Raw genomic sequence first — 24,279 nt, 5'->3', positions numbered from 1 at the left:
TGTCATACGCATCATCCCGCTGAACTAACGCTTCAAGCGCACGATCCATCTTCCTGCGCGGGCAGCCTATGCCCTGGACCGTGAACGATGAGGAGCGCCGCTGTGACCGTGAATGACCATCCCCCTTACCGAAGTGTGCCCGGCCCACTTCATGCCATCCTGCTGGGCGGAACTGTTGCGCTGTTTCTGGGCGCATTACTGAACGACATCGCCTACTACAGCACCTACCAGATTCAATGGAGCAACTTCGCCTCCTGGCTGATTGCCGGCGGGCTGTTGTTCTGTGGCCTGGCAGGATTGTTCGCCATCGCCAATCTGCTGCGTGCCGATCATAAGGCCGGGCGTCCGGTGGTGTATTTGCTGTTGTTGCTGGTCACTTGGGTGCTGGGCCTGATCAATGCGTTCGTCCACGCCAAGGACGCCTGGGCGGCCATGCCCACGGGCCTGGTGCTGTCGGTGATCGTGACGTTGCTGGCCGTTGTGGCGGCCTGGACAGGCTTTAGTAATCTGCGTTCCGGAGGTGCACGATGAGACACGCCAGCACACTGACGGTCTTGAGCATGGCCATTCTGCTGAGCGCCTGCGGCGGTGAGGCGGACAGCACTCAGGCACGTGGCCCCGAGCCAAAATTGCCAGAGCCGCAAAGCGGCCTGTTGCCGAGCATGAAGATTGCCGAACCGGCCGAATGGGGCGATCAGAAGCCCACGGTGCCGCAGGGTTACAGCATCACCGCGATTGCTACCGACCTGAAAATCCCGCGCCAGACGCTGGTCTTGCCCAACGGCGATATTCTGGTGTCCGAAGGCCGTGGCGGCAGCGCCGCCAAGCTCAAGCCAAAAGACGTGATCGCCGGCTACATCAAGGCGCAAGGCAATACCAAGGTCAAAGGCGGCAACCGCCTGACCCTGCTGCGCGATGCCGACGGCGATGGTGTCTACGAGCTGAAAACGGTGTTCGCCGACAACCTCAACGCGCCGTATGGCCTGGCCTTTGCCGACGGCAAGCTGTACGTGGCCAATCAGGATGCGCTGGTGCGCTTCGATTACCAGACCGGCCAGACCCAGGCCAGTGGCGCGCCGGTCAAGGTCACCGACCTGCCCTCGCAGGTGAACCACCACTGGACCAAAGCGCTGACCATCAGCCCCGACGGGCGCTTCCTGTATGTCGGCATCGGCTCGAACAGCAACATCACCGAGCGCGGCATGGAAGTGGAAGTCGACCGCGCCATGGTCTGGCAGATCGATGCCCAGACCGGCGCCCATAAACCCTACGCCACCGGCCTGCGCAACCCGACCGCCCTGGCCATTCAGCCCGGCACCGGACAATTGTGGACGGTGGTCAACGAACGCGACGAGCTGGGGCCGGACCTGGTGCCCGACTACCTGACATCGGTGCGCGAAGGCGCGTTTTACGGCTGGCCCTGGAGTTATTGGGGTCAGAATGTCGACAGCCGCGCACAACCGCAAAACCCTGAAAAAGTCGCAGCGGCGGTCAAACCGGACTACAGCCTCGGCTCGCACGTGGCAGCACTCGGCGTGGCCTTCTCCATCCAGGCGATCGGCGACAAATTTGCCAATGGCGTGTTCGTCGGCGAGCATGGCAGCTGGAACCGCGACAATCCGGTGGGTTACAAGGTGATCTTCGTACCGTTCGACAACGGCCGGCCGGCAGGTGAGCCGGTGGACTTCGCCACCGGCTTTCGCAGCGCCGAGGGCAAGACCCGTGGCCGACCTGTCGGCGTGACCGTGGACCCACGCGGCGCGGTGATCATTGCCGACGACCTGTCCAACACCGTGTGGCGCGTGACGCGCAATTAAGAGGCTTTAGCCTTCGGCGACGACACAACTCACCTCAACCTGCTGCGGGCCATGCGCCTGGCCCGCAGCCAACTCACCGACCAGCCCCTTCTTGCCCGCCGCCTTCACCTGTTGCTGGACCTTCTGCAGGCTGTGTTTTTCGATCACCGCCGTGTAGCTCGCCCCCAGCTCGCCATCCGGATCAATGAAGACCTCGACCCGTGTCACCGGCAGACCCAGTACGTTGAAAGCGCTGGGAGGTGTCAGCGTCCAACTGCCTGGCGAGTCAGGCGTGATGTCTTTGAGTTTGTCCACGGCCAACGGTTGACGACACTCCACCGCCGCCTTCACGGCAGGCTCGATGGCAGACCATTGTTGTGGCTCGAGTGCAAAGGCATTGGTCATGACGACAGGCAACGCCGCCAGCAGCAGTTTTTCCAGCATGTGCGTGATTCCTTATCAACGGGCACAGGGGTATGCAGGAGGGTTTGTTGCTGGATATGCACATTGGTTCATCGCACACATCGAGGATGAGAAGGCGCTCACAGTTGTGCTGTGGCGATGCACTCAGGGCACGTTCTCAAGCATCCACCCTGGCTGCCGTTAACCTGATATTCCAGCCCGCCCGCAAGGGAATGCACCCGCCACACTCAAGGATGAAACACATGATCAGTGCTCTTTCCAGTTTTACCGTGGCGGTCAATAACGCCGTGGCTACGACGCCAGCTGTAGGTTCTTCGCGCACATCGGACAGCGGCAGCGCAGACAACGTGGCGAATCGAAAAGCAGCCGCGGCCGCTATCGTATCTTCACTGGCCCGTCAGTTGAGCGAAGCGGCGGCACGTGCCGAACTTCGCGATAACACGCTGGATAAAGAAGAGTTGACGCAAAAAGCCAGGGAGTTGGTCAGCAAACTGCTCAGCGACAGCCGTAAAGTCGATGAAGCCTTGAACGATGCCCAGGTACCGGACAGCGATGACGCCGAGCGCCTGGCCCGCGCTCACCAGGCCAGCGCTTTTATCAACGGCAACGCCAGTAATCCGTTCAAGGACTTGTCACGCGATCAACTGGCCCTGATTACGTATGACGAGAGCGATGTGTTTACCGTCGATGAACGACGCGCCGCCTGGGAAGCGGCATCTGCCCAAGAGCAGGCCTGGCGGCAGATGATATCCAGACAGGGCACGGATGAGTACAACGCCACTGGCAAGATAACCGACACGCTTAAAGACACGCTTGAGCATTATCGGGCGCTGCCCGCCATCGAGCGTGCGCAATACCCAGCGAACTATCAGGGCGAGATGCTGGGCAAGATCGTCATGAGCCTGTACGACGCCCCTGAATGGCCGAAGGGTGTCTTGTTGAACCTGTGGGATACCGTTGAAGCGTTGTTCGACGAAGGCCGTTTCGCCAGTCCGGAATCGTCCAGTAAAACCCAGGCCGCCGAGCGATCGAATAGCGACTCGTTATTGCCGTCCGCGCCTTGACAGCCCAACGAGCCCCATGACACGTGGGGCTCTTTAATGGCTTGAATCAACGATTGCCGGGCGAAGGCTCGTCATCTTCATCCATGGGTGGCTCGACGGGCACATTGGGATCATCGACAGGATTGCCCGGCGGCAGCGCGTCGAACGGCTCATCATCCAGCGGCGGCCTGCCTTGGCCTGCTTGCGTCACCAACGTTTCGTTGACAAGCGGCAGCGGGTCGGTGCTGCCGGTCTCATGCCGGTCGGAAGCGCGGTGATCGAAGCCGGTTTCATTATCCGTGGATCGTGTAACCGGGCTCTGGGAAATATTGCCCGGCGCGTTTTCGTTTATTTCCATGACGACTCTCCAGCTCAGACGCAGAAAATCTGCGTACAGGATTGGGAAAAGTCCGGAGCCTGCAAGTGCAGTGGTTTAGACGAATGGTCGCTCATCAGCGCCACGACCATTTCTGACGCAGCTATAGCGAAAGGCTTACACGCCAGAGGGAACAATTGCTATTTGCCAACCCGCTGCACAGGCCTATATTTGGATCCAACCACTGGTGAACAGGAAGCTCGCCAGGATCAAGGACGATCGACCACGAAAGGATACTGCCGACAGGGAGTTGGAATGGTCTGGACAAAGAACCCGCTTCGGCGGGTTTTTTATTGCCTACGAAATGATGAGCTTCCAGTGTCGTCCGGAATTTTTTTTTCAGTGCCTCAAGGAAATCTTGAGTTTGGGCGTTTATCCCGATTTTTTTCTTGAGTACCTGTCTTGGCATCAGAATCATTTCTGACACAGCTATAGCAAAAGGCTTACACGCCGTCGGGCACAATCGCTATTTTCCACCCTGCCGCACAGGCCTATATTTGGATCCAACCACTGGTGAACAGGAAGCTCACCAGGATCAAGGACGATCGACCACGAAGGGATACTGCCGACAGGGAGTTGGAATGGTCTGGGACAAAGAACCCGCTTCGGCGGGTTTTTTATTGTCCGCGTTAAAGGTACTTCAACCAGGCAATGTCCCGGCGCCGGGCCTTGAACGCTGCGAACCACTTGACCGCCGGAAACAACACCACGGCAAGCACCGCCGAGCACAGCCACACCGCACCTACCCCATCGAAACCGAAGTATTTGCCCTGGTTCAGTCCCCACAGTGCCACCGCGATCAGGTACAAAAACTTCAGCACGTACAGGTGCAGCAGGTAGAAGAACATCGGCGCCGCACCAAAGACCACCAACGGTTTGAGCCAGGCGCGTTCCTGCCAGCGCTCCAGGGCGATGAGCAGCAACAGGCCCAGCCCCAAGGTCAGGCTGATGAACAGCAGCGACGGCGGGTATTTGGTGATGTTGAAAAAGCTCATCAGGGTCTGCACGCCGGTCTCACCGACACTCCAGGGCTTTTCGCCATAGCCGTTGAGCAGGCGCAACAGCACAAAACCGATCAGCAGGCCCAGGCCGGACAACCACAGCTTGCTGCGCCGGGCGGCCGCGCTGGCGGTACTGGCAAACCACGGGCCGGCGGCGTAGCCCAGCGCGATGACGCCGATCCACGGCAGCAGCGGATAAGAGGTGCGCAGGCGCAGGTTTTCCGAGAACTCGATCCAGCCACGATCGTGCAGGATCGCCCACGGAATGTGCATCGCTGACTCGACACCAAAATGCAGGCCGTCGAGCAGGTTGTGCCCGGCCACGATCAGCACGCCCAAGGCGGCCAGCGCCGGGCGCGGCAGGTACACCAGCACCGACAGCGCAATCATGCTCAGGCCGATGGCCCAGATCACTTGCAGGTAGATCACCGTCGGCGGGAACTGGAAGGTCCAGGCGAAGCTGACCAGGGTGAATTCCAGGAACACCAGAAACAGCCCGCGCTTGAACAGAAAGGCCGAGACATCGCGGCGACCGCTGTGCTTTTCGCCATACAGAAACGCTGACAGCCCGGTCAGAAACACAAACAGCGGCGCACACAAATGCGCCAGGGTGCGGCTGAAGAACAGCTCCGGCGCAGTGTTGGCGACATCCATCGGGTCACCGACCTGACGATGCAGCAGAAAGGTTTCACGCACGTGGTCCAGCAGCATGAAAAGGATGATCAGCCCGCGCAGGGCATCGATCGAGCGCAGCCGCGAGGCCGGCCTGGAAGTGACAGCGGTGGTCATGGAAAGAAAACGTCCGTTGCAGTTTTTTAATAATGGACCCGGTTGCACGGGTCAGGTCAGGTAATTGGAAGTTCGGGCCACGGCATCGTGAGGGTGCAGGCTCTCCAGGTGGCGCACGCTGACACTGGAAGCCGCAAATTGCCCTTCAAGCGCTTGCTGGACCTTGCGCGCCGCATCTTCGACGTACATCAGGTTTTGCCCGTTGAGGCGCGCGAAAGCCTGTTCGTCGGCGCGCTTGACGGCCGTTTGCACGGGAGTGCCCAGCGCCGCCTCGGTGGTGTCGATCAGCGCCATCAAGTGCAGGCTGCTGGCCTGTTCGGGGATGCGCACCTGCACCCGGGCGATGCTGCGCTGGCTGTGCGGCGTGGCGAACGAGGCGTTCTCGCGCAGCCATACCGCGACCTGCGCAGGCTCCAGAGTTTTTTGTCCGGCAAAGCGGGCGTTGAATGCCTGCTCGACCAGTTGCCGTGACAGCGCTGCCGAGCAGGGGCAGGTCGAGGAATAGGTGACGTCTACTGCCACATCCAGTTGCAGGCGAGCGTCTTGCCACACGGCTTCAATGATCACCGGATAGGACTTCCAGCCACTCAGGCCGGCGGTGACCAGGGCTGGGCGGCGGCACAGCAGGCTGAAGCTCAGTTGCAGGCGCGCACGCCGGGAGCTGCAATCGGCATGGCTGGCAACCATCGACTCAAGCAACGCCGCCAGAGTCTGTGGCGCGACTCGCTGCTGCCCGGCAAAAGCATCGAGCAGGCGGTACAGGCGCGACATGTGAATGCCCTTGACGCTCGGGTCGGCCAGGTCGACCTGCACATCGGCGCTGGCGTGCAAGGCAGATGCCTGGCCAGGCTCGTCGAGCAGCAGCGGCAGTTCGATGCCCTGCATGCCGACCCAGTCCAGGGGCATCAGGGCCGCAGAAGTTTCCGTAAGGGCAACATCGGGAAGCGGGCGGTTCATGGGGCAAGCTCGTAAAATTTGCAACACTATAACATCATACTTAAAGGCCACGTCACGCCGTTTTTTGCCGCGTGCGCGATGCGCTCTTCCCTCATGCAGGTGCACCGAATGCTCTGGCCCGGCATACTGCGCGCCCCGCCTTGAAAAACCCATCCAGAAAAGGACCCGCGCCGTGGCCGTCACTCAAGCCATCCTGCCTATCTTCCTGTTGATCGTGCTGGGTTATGTGCTGGGCCGGCGCAAGGTGATCGTCGGCGAAAACGCCAAGGCCTTGAGCACCCTGGCGTTCAAGCTGTTCCTGCCCATGGTGCTGTTCACCGGGATGATCAAGGCGCCGCTGCACGATGGCCTGGACCTGCGCGTGCTGGCCGCTTACTTCGTGCCAGCGCTGTTGATTTTTGTGCTGGTCAACCTGCTCACTCACCACTGGAACAAGCGCCCCACGCCCTATGGCCTGACTGCCAGCTTTTCCAATAACGTCCTGATCGGCATCCCGATGGTCGCCTCGATGTTCGGCCCGCCGGGGCTGGTGCTGTTGTTCACGGTGATCGCGGTGCACAGCCTGATGCTGTTCAGCTTCCAGAGCTTTTACGAAAGCCTGGCCGGCCAGGCGCCGTTCCGGATCAAGACGCTGGTGGGCAGCCTGGCCAACCCGATCATCATCGGCCTGCTGCTGGGCATGGCCGTCAACCTGACGGGCCTGCCGCTGCCCTTCTGGGCCGAGCAACTGTGTACCTGGCTGGCCCAGGCCGCCCTGCCCTGCGCGCTGATCGTGCTGGGCGCCAACCTGTCCGGCTACCGCCTAACGCCCAGTGCCGAAGCGCTGAGTGTCACGGCTGCCAAGCTGGTGTTGATGCCGCTGCTGGTGCTGCTGGCCTGCATGCAGCTGGACATTTCCGGCATGCCGCGCGCGGTGCTGGTGTTGATGGCGGCCGGGCCCAGCGGGGTCAATGTGCTGGGGTTTGCCAGCACATTGGTGGACAGCCAGAAGACCAGTTCGGCGATTGCGTTGAGCACACTGGTATCGGCGGCAACGCTGCCGTTGTGGATGTGGCTGGCGCAGGTGTTATGAGCGAGCGGCCAGAGTCAGTGCGAGTCCAGATACCCCACCAACTGCCGCACGCTGTCGTGTAGATCCCCGGAATTATCCAGCAGCCGCACAAACGGCGACTCGGCCAGCAGTTCGCTGGCAAAGCGGGCGTTGCGCGCCAGGCGGGCTTCGATCTCTGGCAGGCTTTCGCGGCCGCGGGCCAGCAGGCGCTGGCGCAGCACATCGTGTTCGACGGTCAGCAGAATCGCCAGCAAATCGGGATAACGCAGGCGTGCCGCGTGCAGGTGTCCACGCGAACCGTTGACCAGCACGTCGTGCCCGTCGGCCAGCCAGGTGTCGATCTCGACCGGGATGCCGTAGTGCAAGCCGTTGGCCTGCCAGCTCAGGGCGAAAGCGCCTTGCGCCTGAAGACCCTGGAACTGCTCGACGCTGACCGCTTCGGCGGCCTCGCCCACCGCCTCGGCGGAGCGCGTGATAACCCGGCGCACTTGCCGGCAGCCGCGCTCGGCGAGGGTTTGCCGGGCAGCGTCCAGCAAGCTGTCCTTGCCGGCGCCGGAAGGTCCGATGAGATAAATCAACCTGCCCGACATTCCCCTGCCCTTTCGCCTGTTCAAGGCGGCGAATGATAGTCGTTAAGGCGTGGTTTTCTCCAGCGCCTTGATACGGTCCTGCAAGCGCGCCAACGACTCGTCGATGTCTCTGAAGCGGCGTTTCTTTTCGTCGACACTCAAGGTGCTGGCCGCCACTTCCGTGCGCTGCTTGAACAGACGCAACTGGCGGATCGGCAGCAGTTGGTTGTCATTGGAGGCCGTGAAGCGGGTTTGTTGCAGGTTCTTGAGCACAGCCTTCTGCTCGTCGGTCGTGCCATAACCCAGGATGAACGTGCGAATCCTGGCTTTGGTGTCAGGCAACAGCGACCGGCGCCAGAGAATCGGGTCGGCCGGAATCAACGGCGATTTCCAGATGATTTTCAGCTTCGCCAGTTGCTGCGGATGCGTAACGCCCAGACGCTCCCAGTTCTCGGAGTTGAACGTCGCCGCATCCAGCTCGCCGTTGGCGACGCCCAGCGCGTTGGCCTCATGGCTCTGATTGAGGGTGCGCTTGAAGGCGGTGGCCGGGTCGACGTGCTGGCGGGCAAACACGTAATAGCCCGGCACCAGATAGCCGGAGGTGGAATGCGGGTCGCCATTACCGAAATTCAGGTTGCGGGCATGACGCAACAGGTCGTCAACGGTGTTGATCGGGCTGTCCTTGCGGGCAATCAACAGGCCTTGATAACCATTGGTGCCACCGATCAGCAAGGTCTGGGCGAAGACCTCGGCATCGGAACGATCCACGGCCTCGACAGCGGCCATGTTGCCCAGCCAGGCCACATCGACACGCTGATCGCGCAAGCGGTCGATCAGTTCGACGTAATCGCTGGCATACACCGGCTGCACATCGAAGCCGGTGGTGTGGGCCATGTCGGTGAGCAAGGGTTGCCAGATGCTTTCGAGGTTTTCCCGCGACTCGGTCGACAGAATGCCGAAATGAATGACCTGCGGCGCCGCCTGGGCGGTGCCCAGCAGGCAACCGGCGAGCATGACGACAGACGCCAGGCGGCGTCCGAGACGGTGAAACATGAAGGCACTCCCGCGGTGAGGTTCAGGCTGGGTGGATGACCGTGCGCCGGCTGGCCAGACACTGTGAGACCTGATTGTTGCAGGGCAGTGTACCGAGCATGACCGAACGATAACAATCGCCGCCCTGCCGCCATCAAATCCGGAACGAGCCCACCAGTTGCTGCAGGCGCCGGGTCTGTTGCTCCAGTGAGTTACAGGCTTGCAACGTCAGCCGCAGGTTATCGACGCCTTGCTGGTTAAGCAGGTTGATCTCGCTGATGTCCATGTTGATCGACTCCACCACGGCGGTCTGTTCTTCAGTGGCGGCGGCCACCGACTGGTTCATGTCGTTGATCTCGTCGATGCGCAGGGTCACGCTGCCCAGGCGTTCGCCGGCGCGGTTGGCAATCTCGACGCTGGTTTCGCTGTGGCGCTGGCTTTCGGTCATGGTCGACACCGCATCGCGGGCGCCGGTCTGCAGCTGCTCGATCATGCCCTGCACCTGCTGCGCCGAGTCCTGGGTGCGGTGCGCCAGGCTGCGCACCTCGTCGGCCACCACCGCAAAGCCGCGTCCGGCCTCACCGGCACGCGCCGCTTCAATCGCCGCATTGAGCGCCAGCAGGTTGGTCTGTTGCGAAATGCCGGTGATCACCTCAAGGATCTTGCCGATATTGACGGTCTTGTCGTTGAGCGCCTCGATATGCGTGCACGCGCCGCTGATCTTGCCCGACAGTTCGTTCATCGCCGTGATCGACTGTTGCACCACATGACGCCCGTCACCGGCCAACTGGCTGGCATCGCCGGATTTTTGCGAGGTCTGGGCCGCATTGCGGGCAATTTCCTGGGCGGCAGCGCCCAGCTCGTTGATCGCCGCCGCGACGCTTTCAGTGCGGTGCGCTTGCTGGTCGGAGTTGCTCATCGAGGAGTTCGATGCATGCACCACCTGGCTGGCCACTTCGCCCAACTGGCCGGCAGTCGAGGCCACTTCGCGGATCGAGGTGTGGATGCGTTCGACGAACTGATTGAACGAGCCCGCCAGCTCGCCGAACTCGTCCTGCGAGGTGACACTCAAACGCTTGGTCAGGTCGCCCTCGCCGGCCGCGATATCGCGCATGGCCCGGCCCATCTGGTGCAACGGCTGCATCAAGGCGCGAATCAGCAGGCCCAGGATCAGGATGACGGCCAGCACCACCACCAGCATGGCGGTGATCGCCGAGCTGCGGAATTCGCCCAGCATCGCGTAGGCCGCATCGTGTTCCAGCACCAGCGCGACATACCAGCGGCTGGAGGTCGGCCCTTCGACCGGCGTGAACGAAATGATCTCGGCCTTGCCGGCCGACTCGATCTCGCTGACCCCGGCGGCGACTTTAGGCGTGTTGTCCGGGTACGCCTCGCTGAGCGGCTTGAGCACCCGATTGCTGTCGGGGTGAATCAGAATCTTGCCCTCGGCACTGACGATAAACGCATAGCCGTGGCCGCCAAAATTCAGCGCATTGATGGTCTTGCTGAGGCTGTCCAGCGACATGTCGGCACCGGCCACACCGATCAGTTGCCCCTGGCGGTTGACCGGCGTGGCGATGGTCACCACCAGTTTGCCGGTGGAGCTGGCGATATAGGGTTCGGTGACCACGCTCTTGCCGGCGCTTTGCGCCGCCTTGTACCAGCCGCGCGCACGCGGGTCGTAATCGCTGGGGCGGTTGCCGGCCGGAACGGAAAACATCAGGCCATCGGCGCCGCCGAAATAGCTCAACTGAAAGTTGTCGGTATACGCCGGCAGGTTGATTGCCCGCTGCAACTGCGCAGGCTCCTGGCCGTCGACCGCGACCTGCTGGGCCAGCGATTGCAGCAACTGGGTGCGGCCTTCCAGCCAGGTCTGAATGTTCTGCGTGGTCAGGCTGCCCAATTGGGCCAGTTCAGCCTGGACATTGGCCTGCAAGGTCTGGCGCTGCCGGTAATCGTTGACCACGATAAACACGGTAAACGCCACACCGACCGTCAAGGCCGCTGCCAGAAGGATTTTTTTGCTGAAACCCAGACTCTTCATCGTAAAACCTGTTTCGGCTGATAGCCACTACTAATAAAGGCGCCTTGATATCACACGCTGGACGGCTTTTCATGACAAATCGCCCGCCGGTCTGTTACGCCACTTTTCACGGTACAGACTGTCGATTTTCCGCGCGGTATTGCGCGCTGTTTCTCAACCCGACGGGCAAAACGTGCAGGTGTAAAAATACTGACTATCGTTGCAAGCATCCCGACGTAATGAGGATGCGCCCACATGGATATTGAAAAGCTGTTTGCCGATTTGCAGAGTCTCCCCAGCATTCCCAAGGTTGCCCAGGACCTGATGCTGCAATTTGACAATCCGTCTTCGGACCTTGAAAGCATTGCCCGCAATATCGAAAAGGATCCGGTGATTGCCGCCAAGATCCTGCGCCTGGCCAACTCGGCGCGGTTTCGCGGCTCGCGCGAGTCATCGAGCATCGAAGACGCCGCCCTGCGCCTGGGCTTCAATACCCTGCGCACGCTGGTCATGGCCTCGGCGGCGACCGGGGCGTTCAAGGCGGTGCCCAATTTCGACCTCAAAGGGTTCTGGCTCAAGAGCTTCGAAGTCGCCGGGATTGCACGGCTGCTGGCCAAACAGAGTGGCGCGGACCCTGAAATCGCGTTTACCTGCGGGGTCATGCACAACATCGGTGAGCTGCTGATCCAGACCGGTGCGCCGGCGGTGGCCGAGCGCCTTAACAACGCTACCCGCGCAGGCGGCTCCGGACGGATCGCCAATGAAACCCTGCACCTGGGCTTCGGTTATCCGGAAGTCGGTGCTGAACTGGCGCGGCGCTGGCATCTGCCACAGGTGATCCAGCAAGCCATCGCCTACCAGGCGCGGCCGATGCAGGCCCCGCAAGAGGCGCCGCTGCCGCGCATTGTCGCCCAGGCGATCGTGATTGCCGAGGCACTGGATGAATACGGCGGCGCCACGCCCCAGGCCCAGGAAGCGGTCAACGGGCCTTTACTGGAAGGCATCGATCTTACCGCCCTGTTCGAAAAACTGCCGGCAGTGCTGGAGGCCGACAAGGCATTTGCGCAATTGCTGAGCTGACGGAGGTAACGGATGACCACACGCAGAACTGTCCTGGGCGCCATGGCAGCCATGACCGCCGGGCTGGCCCTGTCCAGCCGCTGGCCGGTCGCGCAGGCGGCCAGCACTCTGGCAAGCGGCACCGGCCCGCAATCGCGGCCGATCCCGGCCACTGGCGAACAACTGCCGGTCATCGGCATGGGCACTTCGGGCAGTTTCGATGTGGGCGCCAGCGCCGCCGAACGCGATCCCTTGCGCCAGGTATTGCAGACGTTTTTCAGCGGCGGCTCGACGCTGATCGACACCGCACCCGGTTATCGGCGTGCCGAGGCGGTGCTGGGCGAGTTGCTGGCCGAGCTGGGGCTGCGCGATAAAGCGTTTCTTGCCACCAAGATCGGCACCCGCGGCCGCGACGCCGGGCTGGCGCAGTTCCAGCGTTCGCTGCAAGCCTTGAAAACCGAGCGGGTCGAGCTGTTGCAGGTGCATACCCTGCAAGACTGGAAAACCCAACTGGCGTTGATCAATGAGCTCAAGGCACAGGGCAAGACCCGTTACAGCGGCCTGACCCATTACCTGGAAAGCGGCCATAACGACCTGGCCGAGGCTGTGCGTCTGGGCAAGCCGGATTTCCTACAGGTCAATTATTCAGTCTCGACCCGTGGCGCCGAACACAAGGTCTTTCCGATCGCGAAGGAGCTGGGCGTGGCGGTGCTGGTCAACCGCACTTTCGACGACGGCAAGCTGTTTGCCCGGGTCAAGGACAAGGCATTGCCCGGTTGGGCCACCGAAGTCGGCATCACCTCGTGGGCCCAGGCCTTTCTGCGTTTTGCCCTGAGCAACCCTGCGGTCACGGCGGTGATTCCGGCCACCGGCCGGCCGGAGCGTCAGCGTGATAACTTGTTGGCCGGCCTGGGTGAACCCTTGAGCCAGGCACAGCGTCAATCGCTGATCGAAATCATCGGCTGAACGCCCGGAGTCATTTATGCCGGCTGCACTCCCCGCCCGCTTGCGCCGGGTCTTCAATATTTTGCCCGGTGAAGAACGGGTGGTCGGCACCGGCCTGTTGATGTTCACGCTGTTGTTCACCGGCTATTTCATGTTGCGCCCGGTGCGCGAGGTCATGGGCCTGGCCGGCGGCATCGATAATCTGCAATGGCTGTTCACCGCCACCTTTGTCGCCACCCTTGTGGTGCTGCCGATCTTCGGCTGGCTGGCCTCACACCTGAGCCGGCAGAAACTGGTCAGCGGGGTATTTGGCTTTTTCGTCCTGAATCTACTGGGCTTTGCCCTGGCGTTGCGGCTCAACCCGGAAGACGTCTGGGTCGGGCGGCTGTTTTATGTCTGGTTGTCGGTGTTCAACCTGGTGAGCATTTCTCTGGCCTGGAGCGTGCTGGCCGATGTGTTCACCAACGATCAAGCCAAGCGCGTGTTCGCCCTGATGGCCGGTGGCGCCAGCTTTGGCGGGCTGCTGGGGCCGCTGCTCGGCACTCTGCTGGTCGCACCGCTGGGGCATGCCGGTCTGCTGGTGCTGTCGGCGGTGATGCTCGGCGCCAGCCTGCTGGCCGCCCTCACCTTGTTGCGCTGGCGCGAGCGTGAGCCGTTGTCGACTCAAGACACGGTGGAACGGCGCAAGCCGCTGGGCGGCAATCCCTGGTCCGGCGCCACGGCGGTATTGAAATCACCGTTTCTGCTGGGCATTGCGCTGTTTGTAATTTTGCTCGCCAGCGCCAACACCTTTTTGTACTTCGAGCAGGCCCGCATCGTCGCCGAGCACTTTCCTGACCGTACCCGGCAAACCCAGGTGTTTGGCTTGCTCGATACCGTGGTGCAGACCCTGGCGATCCTGACCCAGCTGTTTTTCACCGGGCGCATCGCGCAAAGGCTGGGCGTCACTGTGCTGCTGGTCGCGGTGCCGCTGGTGGTCGCGGCAGGCTTTGTCGCCCTGGCCTTTTCACCGGTGTTTGCCGTATTCGCCGTGGTCATGGTGGTGCGCCGCGCCGGGGAATACGCACTCGTGCGGCCGGGGCGAGAGATGCTGTACACGGTGATTTCAGCGGAGCAGAAGTACAAGGCCAAGAACTTTATCGACACCGTGGTCTATCGCGGCGGCGATGCCATCAGCGGCTGGCTCAAGCGCGGCCTGGACTTGCTGGGCGATCACCCGTCGCTGGCCATGTTCATCGGTGCCGGGCTGGCGCTGGTCTGGGCTTATACCGGCGTGCGCCTGGGCCGGGCGCACAGCGTCAACTGCGCACCGCACGGTACAACGCGCGAATCAGGTCAGACTGGGTGATGATGCCCACCAGCCGCTGGCGCTCATCGATGATCGGGATGTGCCGGTGACCGTTGTCGGAAAACACCGGCACCAGGTCGAGCAGCAAGCGGTCGCTGCTTGAAACACGCACGGTGCGGGTCATGATCTGGCCCACGCTGCGCACATCGTCGTTTTTTCTTGGCCGAACCAGCGAGCGCAAACGCCAGGCAATGCCGTCGTGTACATCCAGGTCGATCTGGCCCATGAAGTCAGCCACGGTGAGGATGCCCAGCAAGTGCTGCTGGCGGTCGGTCACCGGCAGCGCCTTGATCCGCCGCTCGCGCATCAAGGCCCAGGCCTCGCGCAAGGATGTCTCCTGGCGCACGGTCAGCGGGTCTTTGGTCATCACGTCGCTGCAACGCAGCTCGCCCACGGTGCGCTGAAAATTCAGCGCTTCGACCTGTTCGAGCAGCGACTCCAGGTCATCGCGGCTGACGTCGAGAATCTGGTTATAGCGCGTCAGCACCGCGTCCAGGTCGCTGCGATGCAGGCGGGTCTCGGCCTTGACCGGCAACGATACATGCGGCCAGCGCCGCCCGGTGAGGTTGTTGTAGATCAGCCCGGCACCGACCAGCAGCAGTGAGTCGATCAGCACCGGGCTGAAGGCGAAAGCAAAGTGATCGCAGCCGATCAGCACCATCAATAACGCCGAAGCCCCGCCCGGTGGATGCAGGCAACGCAGGGCCAGCATCAGCGCAATCGACAGGCCCACCGCCAGCGCGGCGGCCAGGGTGGCGTCGGGTACCCACTTGCAGCAAGCAATGCCGATCAACGCCGACAATGTGTTGCCGCCCACCACCGACCATGGCTGGGCCAACGGGCTGGACGGCACGGCAAACACCAGCACCGCGCTGGCGCCCAGCGGGGCTACCAGGGCGAACGCCAGCAGGCCATGTTCATGAGCGGCGTTGCCGTTGAGCCACAGGGCGGCGCAAAAAGCGACCAGCAGAATGCCCAGCGCCGCGCCCGTGCTGGCGCGCACGCGTTCAAGGTTATCGATGGCATGAGGTGCGGGCCAGAACGCCCGCAAAGTGGCGCTCAGGCGAGCCCGCAAAGAGGGCTCGGGAGATTGAGTATCGGGCATGGGCAGTCTTTAAAGTCGAGAAGCAGCCGCCCGCTGAACGGGCGGTCAATAGTCAAATAATGCCCGATGGTAACGCGGTTTTTCCGTGAGGTGGAATATGACCTTCGTGGCGAAAGCGCCTCCTACAGTTGCAATCCGCTCAGCAAGGTCTGGTGGAAACGCTCCGGTTCTTCCATTTGCGGTGCGTGCCCCAACCCTTTGAACTCCACCAGTTTGGCACCGGGAATCAGTTTGGCGACCTGCTTGCCCAGTTCCTGGTACTTGCCGATCTTCGCCTTGACCTCAGGCGGAGCGATGTCGCTGCCGATCGCGGTGGTGTCGCGGTCACCGATCATCAACACGGTGGGCACCTTGAGGTTGGGGAACTCGTGGTACACCGGCTGGGTGTAAATCATGTCGTAGATCAGCGCCGAGTTCCACGCCACGGCCTCGCGGCCCGGGCCCTTGAACAGGCCGGCGAGCATGTCGACCCACTTGTCGTACTCAGGCTTCCAGCGACCGTCGTAATAGGTTTTCTGCTCGTACTGGCGAATGCCTTCGGCGCTGGTTTTCAGCTCGCGCTCATACCACTGATCGACACTGCGGTACGGCACGCCCAGCGCTTTCCAGTCTTCCAGGCCAATGGGGTTGACCATCACTAGCTTCTCGGTCTGCTGCGGGTACATCAGCGCGAAGCGGGTGGCGAGCATGCCGCCGGTGGAGTGACCCACCAGCGAGACCTTGTCGATGCCCAACTGATCGAGCAAGGCGCGGGTGTTGAGCGCCAGTTGCTGGAAGGTGTACTGATAGTGCGCAGGCTTGGTGGAGGTGCAAAAGCCGATCTGGTCCGGCGCGATTACCCGGTAGCCGGCCTGGGTCAGTGACGTGATGGTCGCTTCCCAGGTCGCGCCGCAAAAATTCTTGCCGTGCAGCAATACGGCGGTGCGACCATTGGCCTTGGCGGTCGGTGCGACGTCCATGTAGCCCATCTCCAGTTTCTGGCCCTGCGACTGGAAGCCGAACTGCTTGAGCGGATGGGGATAGCTGAAGCCCTCTAGCCGTTCGCCATAGCTTGGGGTGTCGGCCAGCGCGACGGTGGGCACGGCCATGGCCATTACCAGAGCAGCAATCTTTGCAGCCTGCATCGAACAACTCCTTGGTCATAAAGACGAAAATGTACTGCACAGAGACCGCAAGTCCTCTATGAAATGCCTTGTCTTACAGGGAAATACATTGCAAAAAATGAGCGAGTGGCCGACAACCCAAGCATGTGCCGCACTCTGTCTGTCCGGTTTGAAGGAAAAATATGAATCGTAACGAGCTGCGCAAGGCGGATATCAACCTGATGGTGGTGTTCGAGACCCTGATGCAGGAGCGCAATGTGACCCGCGCCGCCGAAAAGCTGTTTCTCGGCCAGCCGACCATCAGTGCAGCGCTCAATCGCCTGCGCCACCTGCTCAACGATCCGTTGTTCGTGCGGGTCGGGCATCGCATGGAGCCCACGGCGCGCGCGCATGAAATCCTCAGGCACCTGACGCCGGCGCTGGATGCGATGTCCACGGCATTGAGCCTGACCCGCGACTTCGATCCGGCGGTCAGCACCCTGACCTTTCGCATAGGCCTGTCGGACGATGTCGAGTTCGGCCTGCTGCCGGCGCTATTGAGCGCCCTGCGCCAGGAAGCGCCGGGCATCGTGCTGGTGGTCAAGCATGCCGATTACTGGAATATCTCTGATTTGCTGATGTCCGGCGAGATCACCGTGGGCGTGTGCCTGACCCGCGATTTGCCGGCCAATGCCAAGCGCAAGCGCCTGCGCAACTGCCGGCCCCATGTGGTCCGCGCCGACAGCTCGAGCACGCCGATGACCCTGGACGAATACTGCTCGAGGCCGCATGTGGTGGTGTCGCATGTCGCCAGCGTCAGCAGCTTTGCCGATGAGTGGCTTGAAGCGATCGGGCGCAAGCGCCAGGTAGTGATCTCGGTGCCACGCTTCACCACCCTGCCCGCCTTGCTGGCCGGCACCGACATGATTGCCAACCTGTCGGACTTCGCCGCCACGGCCATGAGCGCACTGGGCTTGCTGCGTAATGAACCGCTGCCGTTCGAGACACCGGGGCTGGACCTGTCGATGACCTGGCTGAGCGTGATGGACAGCGACCCGGCCGAGCGCTGGCTGCGCGAACGGATCGAAGCATTCATGGGGGAAAGGGAGTAGGCGCTGCCGGGCGGCGATCCCGCAGGAGCGAGCGTAGAGCTCGCGAATGCTGAGAATGGGCTGAAGGTGCTGGCCCATTCGCGAGCTTGCGCTCGCTCCTACGGATTCGATGTGCAGCGATACGTCTGTATCAAGCCTTTGAATCAGCCGAAACGACCGGTGATGTAGTCTTCGGTCTGGGTCTTGGACGGCTTGGTGAAGATGGTGTCGGTGTCGCCGTGTTCGATCAGTTCGCCGAGGAACATGAACGCGGTGTAGTCCGAGCAACGTGCGGCCTGTTGCATGTTGTGGGTCACGATGATCACGGTGAACTGCTCTTTCAGCTCGGTGATCAACTGCTCGATACGGCCGGTCGAGATCGGGTCGAGTGCCGAGGTCGGCTCGTCCAGCAGCAGAACCTGCGGGCGCAGGGCGATGGTGCGGGCGATGCACAGACGCTGTTGCTGACCACCGGACAGGCCGGTGGCGCTTTGCTTGAGCTTGTCCTTGACCTCATCCCACAGCGCGGCACCGCGCAGGGCCTGCTCGACGCGGTCTTCCATTTCGCGGCGCGAGAGTTTCTCGTGGTGGCGGATGGCGTAGGCGATGTTGTCGAAGATCGACATCGGGAACGGCACCGGCTTCTGGAACACCATGCCTACGTGGCTGCGCAGGCGGTTCATCGAGTAGCTCGGGTCCAGGATGTTTTCACCGTTGAGCAAGACTTCGCCCTTGGCTTCCTGCTTGGGGTACATCGAGTAGATGCGGTTGAACACACGCAACAGGGTCGACTTGCCACAGCCGGACGGGCCGATGATGGACGTGATGCGCTTCTCGGGAATCATCATGTCGATGGACTTCAGCGACTTCTGATTGTTGTAGAAGAACTCCAGGCCACGTACCTGAATCTTGGTTTTTTCGTTCGCAAGAGAAAGAGTGTTCATCAGGACGCCTTATTGCGCAGAAGAATTAAGCGGGACAGCAGGCTCAGGATCAGTACGAACATGGTCATGACCAGGGCGCCGGCCCAGGCCAGAGCGTGCCAGTCATCGAACGGGCTCATGGCGTACTGGAAGACCACCACCGGAACGCTGGCGATCGGTTTGAGCAGGTCGCTGCTCCAGAACTGGTTGCCGAAAGCGGTGAACAGCAGCGGCGCGGTTTCGCCGGTGATGCGCGCCAAGGCCAGCAGGATACCGGTGACCACGCCCGCCTTGGCGGCGCGCAGGACGATCTGCATGGTCAGTTTCCACTGTGGCACGCCCAGGGCCAGCGCGGCTTCGCGCATGGTGGTCGGCTGCAGTTGCATCATTTCATCGGTGGTGCGCACGACAACCGGAATCACCAGCAAGGCCAGGGCGATGCCGCCGGCAAGTGCCGAGAAACCGATCTGGTGGCCGCTGAGCGAGTTGAGCGGCAGGATCACCACGGTGTAGACAAACAGACCCAACACAATCGACGGTGCCGACAGCAGAATGTCGTTGATGAAGCGCACGGTGTTGCCCAGCTTCGAATAGCGGGCGTATTCGGCCAGCCACACACCGGCCATCAGACCGATCGGGGTACCGATCAGCAGGCCCATCAGCGACATCAAGATGCTGCCGTAGAAGGCGTTGGCCAGACCGCCTTCGGTGCCAGGCGGTGGGGTCATGCCTGTGAACAGTTGCAGGTTCAGGGCGCTGAGGCCTTCGATGATGGTGGTCATCAGAATCCACACCAGCCACAACAGGCCGAACGCGGTGGCGCTGCAGCTGAGGACCATGGCCAGCTTGTTCTTGATATCGCGCTTGCGATACAGGCTCTCGTTGGACTTGGCCTTGACGATGTCTTGACTCATAACCCCTCCTTGCGCGACAGGCGAGACAGCATCAGACGTGCAAGCGCCAGCACGACGAAGGTCACGATGAACAACAGGAAGCCCAGGGCAATCAGTGCCGAGCGGTGCAAGTCGGTGTAGGACTCGTTGAACTCGTTGGCGATGACCGAGGCGATGGAGCTGCTTGGCATCATCAGCGAGCCGGAGAACTGGATGGCGTTGCCCAGAACGAAGGTCACCGCCATGGTCTCGCCCAGGGCGCGACCCAGGCCCAGGAACACACCGCCTACTACGGCCGAACGGGTGTAAGGCAGAACGATGTCCCAGACCACTTCCCAGGTCGTGCTGCCCAGTGCGTAGGCCGACTCTTTAAGGGTGGTCGGGACCGTGCGAAACACTTCCTGCATCACCGAGGTGATGAACGGGATGATCATGATCGCCAGCACGATACCGGCAGTCAGCATGCCGATGCCCAGTGGCGGGCCCTGAAACAGGCCACCGATCAGCGGCAACGCGCCGAGGTTCTCAGTGATCCAGGGCGAAATATGAGCGGCCATGAACGGACCGAATACAAACAGGCCCCACATGCCGTAGATGATCGAAGGAATGCCCGCCAGCAGCTCGATGGCCGAGGCGATGGGCATGCGCAGCCATGGCGGCGCGACTTCAGTCAGAAAAATGGCGATGCCGAAACTCACGGGGACCGCGATCAGCAAGGCCAGAAAAGAGGTGACCAGGGTGCCGTAGATCGGAACCAGGGCACCGAACTTGCCGGCGTTGACGTCCCACTCGGTGCTGGTCAGGAAACCAAAACCGAACGTCTCGAACGCCAGTGCGCCGCCCCACAAGGTCGACAAGGCAATACAGCCCAGCAGTACCAGCACGAGCATGGCCGAGCTTTGCAGCACTCGCCGAAACCACACATCGTGACGATGATCCCGCTTGGCGCGCTTCTCGCTCTCGGACATATCGGCGCTGAGCTCAGTGGACAGGTATTGGGTGTTTTCAGTCATGTTGAATCCACTCGCAAGGAAAATCCCCTGTCACCGGACCGTTGGCACGTCCGATGACAGGGGTGAGGTTCAGGCTTGAATCGCTATTACTTGAACTCAGCTTTCCAGTAGTCCTGCACACGCTTGACCAGTGGCTCTGGCAGCGCTACGTAGTCCAGGGAGGCAGCCTGGGACTGACCGTTTTCCAGGGACCACTTGAAGAAGTCAAAGGCAGCCTTGCTCTTCTCTTCGTTCTTGGCCTGCTTGTACATGATGATCCAGGTCGTCGCAGTGATCGGCCATGCGTTCTCGCCCGGGGCGTTGGTCATGATCAGGCCGAAGTCCTTGGCGTTTGCCCAGTCAGCGGTAGCGGCTGCGTCGGCAAAGGCTTTGGCGTCTGGCGTGATGAACTTGCCGGAGGCGTTTTTCAGCTGGGTGTAGGCCAGTTTGTTGCTGGTGGCGTAGGAGTGTTCCACGTAGCCGATCGAACCTTTGATCTGCTTGACGTAAGCCGACACACCTTCGTTACCCTTGCCGCCCACGCCCACTGGCCAGACAACGGTAGAGCCGAATTTCAGCTTCTCGTTGAACTCGGGGCTGACCTTGCTCAGGTAGTTGGTGAAGTTGTAAGTGGTGCCCGAGCCGTCGGAACGACGAACCACGGTGATGTCAGTGGCAGGCAGGGTAACGCCAGGGTTCAACGCGACCAGAGCAGGGTCGTTCCACTTCTTGATGTCGCCCAGGAAGATCTTGGCCAGGGTTTCGCCATCGAGCTTCAGCTTGCCGCTTTCGATGCCATCGATGTTGACGATTGGCACGATACCGCCGATCACGCTTGGGAATTGACCCAGGCCTGCGGCTTTCAGGTCTTCAGCCGACATCGGGGCGTCGGAGGCGCCGAAGTCAACGGTGGCCGCCTTGATTTGAGCGATACCGCCGCCCGAACCGATCGACTGGTAGTTGATGCGGTTTTCAGGCTTGGCCTTGGTGTAGTCCTGCGACCACTTGGAAATTACCGGAAAAACGAAACTCGAACCGGCGCCCGTTACGTCAACTGCGTGGGCCATGCCGCTCAGGCACAGCGAAGCGAGCAGAACAGACAAGCGTGTTTTAGTCAGCAGTGTCACGGGAATACCTCGATCCAGGAGAAATTGTGGGTGGTCACTAAGGAGGCCCGAGGCGGATTTAAAACCTGAAATGTTGCTGTTTAATGACAAACGTTCGATGAGCGCGGTTTTCGACAGGGATTTGTAGGCGATGGCTTACACAAACAACCCGTTTTGACGGTGCAGGAGCCAATGTTTATGGGGGTATGAAGGGTCTGGCGGAACTTAATGGCAAACGGCCAATACCTGCCAATATTAGATCGCCAGCACTGTAGTCAAACTGTCAAAAACCGGGCTTTTGCGTTCACCCCGGCCAGCCTGCCGATGACAGAAAGTTGCACAGTCGTAAGAGACACCCCGAGAATTTATGGGGTGGTATTAAGCGGGATGATCTCAATCTGATACCGTTCGTCGGCTTGCAGGGCACCTATACTCGCCGCTTCAAGACCAAGACATGTATGCCCATTCATGGAGTTTGAATCATGCGCACCAACCGACTGACTATCCTGGCTCTCACTGGCTTGCTCACTGCTCTGTCTGGCACCGCAATGGCCGGTTCGACCGGTCCGACCAACCCGGTCAACACCAATGCGACCAAGCTGCCCGGCACCGATGGCGCTCCAACCACGGACCGCAATACGTCCAATACCCAGGGCGCCAAGACCGGCACTCAGGAAAGCGGCACCGACACCCAGCACGGTAAAGACCACGGCAAGACCACCACACACGACGGCCATGGCACCACCCACGACAGCACCACCACTACCCCGTCGGGCAAACCGATCACTAACTAAGCCTCACGTTGCACGCCTCAGGCTGCAAGTAAGTGCCAATCGCGCACTGCCTTGACTTGCAGCTTGAAGCTAACAGCTTGCCGCTGCTTCTTGTTCCCATTGCACGTAACACACCTCGACCGGCATCTCGTGCTGCGCGCAGAAGTCCAGCCAGCGCAGCTGGTTGTCCTGCAAACGGTCGCCCGGCCCCTTGACCTCGATCATTCGGTAACGACGCTGCGCCGGGTAAAACTGGATCAGGTCGGGCATGCCGGTGCGGTTGGCCTTGATGTCCTGCAACAGGCGGGTAAACCAGTGGCGCAAATGGGCGGCCGGCAGGCATTGCATGGCCACGTCCAGCAGCTGCGGGCTGAGCACATTCCAGAATACGAACGGCGACTGCAAACCGTGCTTGCTGTGGTAATGCTCGCGGATCACCGTTTGCCAGGCATCCGACTCCAGCGTCGCCAGACAGGCGTCGAACAAGGCTGCGCGACGGGTATAGAAATCCGGGCTGTGCAGGTCGCTCGGGCCGCTGTGGAACGGGTGAAAGAACGCGCCCGGCAGCGGCGCAAAAATGGCCTGCCAGCACAACAGGCCAAACAGCGAATTGATCAGCGTGTTCTCGACGTAATGCACCTCGGCGCCCTCCTCGGCCAGATGCAGACCCACTCGATGCTCGACGCTGACGCCCACTTGCAGCGGCACGCTCAGATCGATGCGTTTCACCTCGCGTGCCTTTGCTCGACGTGCGGCGGCCAGGCCCAGCTTGCGCTGCAGGCGCGGCAGTACCCGTTGCAGGTGCTGGATTTCGGCATCGCTTTCAGGGGTGCTGCGGGCCTGCTCCAGCAAGGTCATGGCCTGGGCATATTCAGCGCTGCGTTCCAGCACCCGGATACGCCGCGAGCGGGCACCGGGATAGCCGCAGTCGGCATAGACCTGAAGCGCCAGCGGCCAGTCCTGCGCCCGCTCGGCCTGCTGGCCGATAAGAAACAGCAGCTTGGCGCGACGCATGCGCAGCCATTCGTTGCGGGTGTCGATGGCCAGCGCGCGCACTGCCAGCGGCGCCAGTTCGCCACCCTGCTCAGCCAGCAGCGCCAGCGCTTCGCGGCAGGCATGCAATTGCAGGCAAACATCGATATCGGCGCGCGCCGTAATGCCGCGCGAATCGGGCGAAAAACCGACCGTTTCAAACCGGTAGATGCCCAGATCGGCCAGCACGAACTGCGACCACTCCTGGTGCAGGTTGCCGAAGTACAACAGGCGCAGGCGGTCGCACAGCTCCATCACGCTCAGGCTGAGAACGGCATCGTCGAGTTGCGGGTGCCACGACGCCAGCGGCTGCGCGTCCGGGTAAAGCGGCAACAGGCGCTCGAACCACTGCGGCTTGCGCTCGGCGCCTTTGGTCGCGTGGGCTTTGAAACACTGGGCCAGTTCGTCCTTGCGCAACAGGTTGAACAACGCCGCCAGGTCCAGCGGCGGGCGGGCATCGACCCAGCCCAGCGCCAGTAACGGCTGCACCGCCTGCAAGGTGTCGCCCAGTTCGGCATAGCTGAGTTTGCTGGCACGAAACAGCGTGCCCTTGCGCATGACCATGCGCACCAGCAAGCCTTGGGAAGCGGTCGGCAAGTCAGCGAAGGTGCGGATGAAATGCCGCTCTTGTTCATCGAGCAGGTCATCGTAGCGCTGGGCAATCCAGGCCAGCACCTGCTGGAAATTGACCAGGTAATAAAGCGGATTGTCGAGAGGAGAGCTGTTCACGGGTCGATTCGGGCAAGTCAAAGACTCGCCAAGGATACTGGCTATGCGTACAGATTCCAGTGTGCAACCGTTCGTCCCGATCAGTGGCAGGCAGACATCAGGCCGACCCTTTAGAATCGCCCCACGCCACACAGGAGCGCC

At 61.4% G+C, this 24,279-nt stretch carries 23 protein-coding genes and 1 pseudogene; 9 read left to right on the top strand and 15 right to left on the bottom strand.

What is annotated here, in order from left to right; genetic code table 11:
• The first annotated feature begins 102 nt into the window (after positions 1-102).
• Together ACYAS9_RS03740 and ACYAS9_RS03735 are read left to right on the top strand one after the other, a co-directional pair.
• Positions 103-531, top strand: coding sequence for a DUF2231 domain-containing protein (locus tag ACYAS9_RS03740; RefSeq protein WP_463566968.1), 429 nt, complete (start codon positions 103-105; stop codon positions 529-531).
• Complete coding sequence (locus ACYAS9_RS03735; protein WP_463566967.1) at positions 528-1,817, top strand: PQQ-dependent sugar dehydrogenase; 1,290 nt, start codon at positions 528-530, stop codon at positions 1,815-1,817. The genes ACYAS9_RS03740 and ACYAS9_RS03735 overlap by 4 nt, the downstream gene beginning before the upstream one ends.
• A 6-nt stretch (positions 1,818-1,823) precedes the next feature.
• Here ACYAS9_RS03735 and ACYAS9_RS03730 read toward each other — a convergent pair whose 3' ends face one another.
• Positions 1,824-2,240: a hypothetical protein gene (locus ACYAS9_RS03730; RefSeq protein ID WP_463566966.1), complete on the bottom strand. Its 417-nt coding sequence runs from the start codon at positions 2,238-2,240 to the stop codon at positions 1,824-1,826.
• A 221-nt stretch (positions 2,241-2,461) separates the two neighbouring features.
• On the opposite strand from ACYAS9_RS03730, the gene ACYAS9_RS03725 reads away from it, so the two are divergent.
• A complete protein-coding gene (locus ACYAS9_RS03725) occupies positions 2,462-3,283 on the top strand; it encodes a hypothetical protein (protein ID WP_463566965.1) in 822 nt (273 codons plus the stop codon).
• Between the two features lie 46 nt (positions 3,284-3,329).
• Here ACYAS9_RS03725 and ACYAS9_RS03720 read toward each other — a convergent pair whose 3' ends face one another.
• The 3 genes from ACYAS9_RS03720 to folE2 form a co-directional block, all read right to left on the bottom strand.
• A complete protein-coding gene (locus ACYAS9_RS03720) occupies positions 3,330-3,620 on the bottom strand; it encodes a hypothetical protein (RefSeq protein ID WP_463566964.1) in 291 nt (96 codons plus the stop codon).
• A 647-nt stretch (positions 3,621-4,267) separates the two neighbouring features.
• On the bottom strand, positions 4,268-5,428 hold the full coding sequence (locus tag ACYAS9_RS03715; RefSeq protein WP_463566963.1) for an acetyltransferase domain-containing protein: 1,161 nt from the start codon (positions 5,426-5,428) through the stop codon (positions 4,268-4,270).
• Between the two features lie 51 nt (positions 5,429-5,479).
• Positions 5,480-6,385 (bottom strand): GTP cyclohydrolase FolE2, encoded by a 906-nt coding sequence (folE2, locus tag ACYAS9_RS03710; RefSeq protein ID WP_463566962.1) that lies wholly within the window; start codon positions 6,383-6,385, stop codon positions 5,480-5,482.
• Between the two features lie 172 nt (positions 6,386-6,557).
• Here folE2 and ACYAS9_RS03705 point away from each other — a divergent pair, with 172 nt between their 5' ends.
• Entirely contained in the window at positions 6,558-7,457 is a 900-nt protein-coding gene (locus ACYAS9_RS03705) for an AEC family transporter (protein WP_463566961.1), read from the top strand.
• A gap of 14 nt (positions 7,458-7,471) precedes the next feature.
• Here the strand turns inward: ACYAS9_RS03705 and phnN are convergent, their stop codons facing one another.
• The 4 genes and pseudogenes from phnN to ACYAS9_RS03685 all read right to left on the bottom strand — a co-directional run.
• Positions 7,472-8,026: a phosphonate metabolism protein/1,5-bisphosphokinase (PRPP-forming) PhnN gene (gene phnN, locus ACYAS9_RS03700; RefSeq protein WP_463566960.1), complete on the bottom strand. Its 555-nt coding sequence runs from the start codon at positions 8,024-8,026 to the stop codon at positions 7,472-7,474.
• 42 nt (positions 8,027-8,068) lie between these two features.
• On the bottom strand, positions 8,069-9,058 hold the full coding sequence (gene phnD / locus ACYAS9_RS03695) for a phosphonate ABC transporter substrate-binding protein (RefSeq protein WP_463566959.1): 990 nt from the start codon (positions 9,056-9,058) through the stop codon (positions 8,069-8,071).
• A gap of 133 nt (positions 9,059-9,191) precedes the next feature.
• Complete coding sequence (locus tag ACYAS9_RS03690; RefSeq protein ID WP_463567032.1) at positions 9,192-9,956, bottom strand: methyl-accepting chemotaxis protein; 765 nt, start codon at positions 9,954-9,956, stop codon at positions 9,192-9,194.
• Positions 9,957-10,049: 93 nt separating this feature from the next.
• A pseudogene (locus tag ACYAS9_RS03685) lies at positions 10,050-11,081 on the bottom strand (HAMP domain-containing protein); the annotation flags it as partial.
• 234 nt (positions 11,082-11,315) lie between these two features.
• Here ACYAS9_RS03685 and ACYAS9_RS03680 point away from each other — a divergent pair.
• Genes ACYAS9_RS03680 through ACYAS9_RS03670 form a run of 3 tightly spaced genes read left to right on the top strand, consistent with a single transcriptional unit; the run spans position 11,316 to position 14,412 of the window.
• Positions 11,316-12,140: an HDOD domain-containing protein gene (locus ACYAS9_RS03680; protein WP_463566958.1), complete on the top strand. Its 825-nt coding sequence runs from the start codon at positions 11,316-11,318 to the stop codon at positions 12,138-12,140.
• Positions 12,141-12,152: 12 nt separating this feature from the next.
• Positions 12,153-13,085, top strand: coding sequence for an aldo/keto reductase (locus tag ACYAS9_RS03675; protein WP_463566957.1), 933 nt, complete (start codon positions 12,153-12,155; stop codon positions 13,083-13,085).
• A gap of 16 nt (positions 13,086-13,101) precedes the next feature.
• Positions 13,102-14,412, top strand: coding sequence for an NTP/NDP exchange transporter (locus tag ACYAS9_RS03670; RefSeq protein ID WP_463566956.1), 1,311 nt, complete (start codon positions 13,102-13,104; stop codon positions 14,410-14,412).
• Here the strand turns inward: ACYAS9_RS03670 and ACYAS9_RS03665 are convergent.
• On the bottom strand, positions 14,363-15,517 hold the full coding sequence (locus tag ACYAS9_RS03665) for an HPP family protein (RefSeq protein WP_463566955.1): 1,155 nt from the start codon (positions 15,515-15,517) through the stop codon (positions 14,363-14,365). The genes ACYAS9_RS03670 and ACYAS9_RS03665 overlap by 50 nt on opposite strands.
• 122 nt (positions 15,518-15,639) lie before the next feature.
• A complete protein-coding gene (locus ACYAS9_RS03660; RefSeq protein WP_463566954.1) occupies positions 15,640-16,641 on the bottom strand; it encodes an alpha/beta fold hydrolase in 1,002 nt (333 codons plus the stop codon).
• 161 nt (positions 16,642-16,802) lie between these two features.
• On the opposite strand from ACYAS9_RS03660, the gene ACYAS9_RS03655 reads away from it, so the two are divergent.
• The gene (locus tag ACYAS9_RS03655) at positions 16,803-17,711 is read left to right on the top strand and encodes a LysR substrate-binding domain-containing protein (RefSeq protein ID WP_463566953.1); all 909 of its coding nucleotides are present in this window, start codon (positions 16,803-16,805) and stop codon (positions 17,709-17,711) included.
• Positions 17,712-17,854: 143 nt separating this feature from the next.
• On the opposite strand, the gene pstB is transcribed toward ACYAS9_RS03655, so the two are convergent.
• From pstB to pstS, 4 genes are all read right to left on the bottom strand, one after another.
• Positions 17,855-18,634 (bottom strand): phosphate ABC transporter ATP-binding protein PstB, encoded by a 780-nt coding sequence (pstB, locus tag ACYAS9_RS03650; protein WP_459744835.1) that lies wholly within the window; start codon positions 18,632-18,634, stop codon positions 17,855-17,857.
• Positions 18,634-19,527 carry a phosphate ABC transporter permease PstA gene (pstA, locus tag ACYAS9_RS03645; RefSeq protein ID WP_463566952.1) on the bottom strand — a complete coding sequence of 298 codons (894 nt, stop codon included), beginning with the start codon at positions 19,525-19,527 and terminating at the stop codon, positions 18,634-18,636. Before pstA ends, pstB begins: the two co-directional genes overlap by 1 nt.
• Positions 19,524-20,519: a phosphate ABC transporter permease subunit PstC gene (gene pstC, locus ACYAS9_RS03640; protein ID WP_463566951.1), complete on the bottom strand. Its 996-nt coding sequence runs from the start codon at positions 20,517-20,519 to the stop codon at positions 19,524-19,526. The genes pstA and pstC overlap by 4 nt, the downstream gene beginning before the upstream one ends.
• 86 nt (positions 20,520-20,605) lie before the next feature.
• Positions 20,606-21,625, bottom strand: coding sequence for a phosphate ABC transporter substrate-binding protein PstS (pstS, locus tag ACYAS9_RS03635; protein ID WP_463566950.1), 1,020 nt, complete (start codon positions 21,623-21,625; stop codon positions 20,606-20,608).
• Between the two features lie 461 nt (positions 21,626-22,086).
• Between pstS and ACYAS9_RS03630 the strand changes: the two genes are divergently transcribed.
• Positions 22,087-22,398 carry a hypothetical protein gene (locus ACYAS9_RS03630; RefSeq protein WP_463566948.1) on the top strand — a complete coding sequence of 104 codons (312 nt, stop codon included), beginning with the start codon at positions 22,087-22,089 and terminating at the stop codon, positions 22,396-22,398.
• Between the two features lie 69 nt (positions 22,399-22,467).
• Here ACYAS9_RS03630 and ACYAS9_RS03625 read toward each other — a convergent pair whose 3' ends face one another.
• Positions 22,468-24,138, bottom strand: a complete 1,671-nt coding sequence (locus tag ACYAS9_RS03625) for a VRR-NUC domain-containing protein (RefSeq protein ID WP_463566947.1) — start codon at positions 24,136-24,138, stop codon at positions 22,468-22,470.
• Positions 24,139-24,279: the final 141 nt, after the last annotated feature.

Source organism: Pseudomonas sp. HP_08 (genome assembly GCF_055284095.1).
Note: the sequence above shows the minus strand (reverse complement) of the source record. Positions and strands in the feature narration are given on the sequence as shown.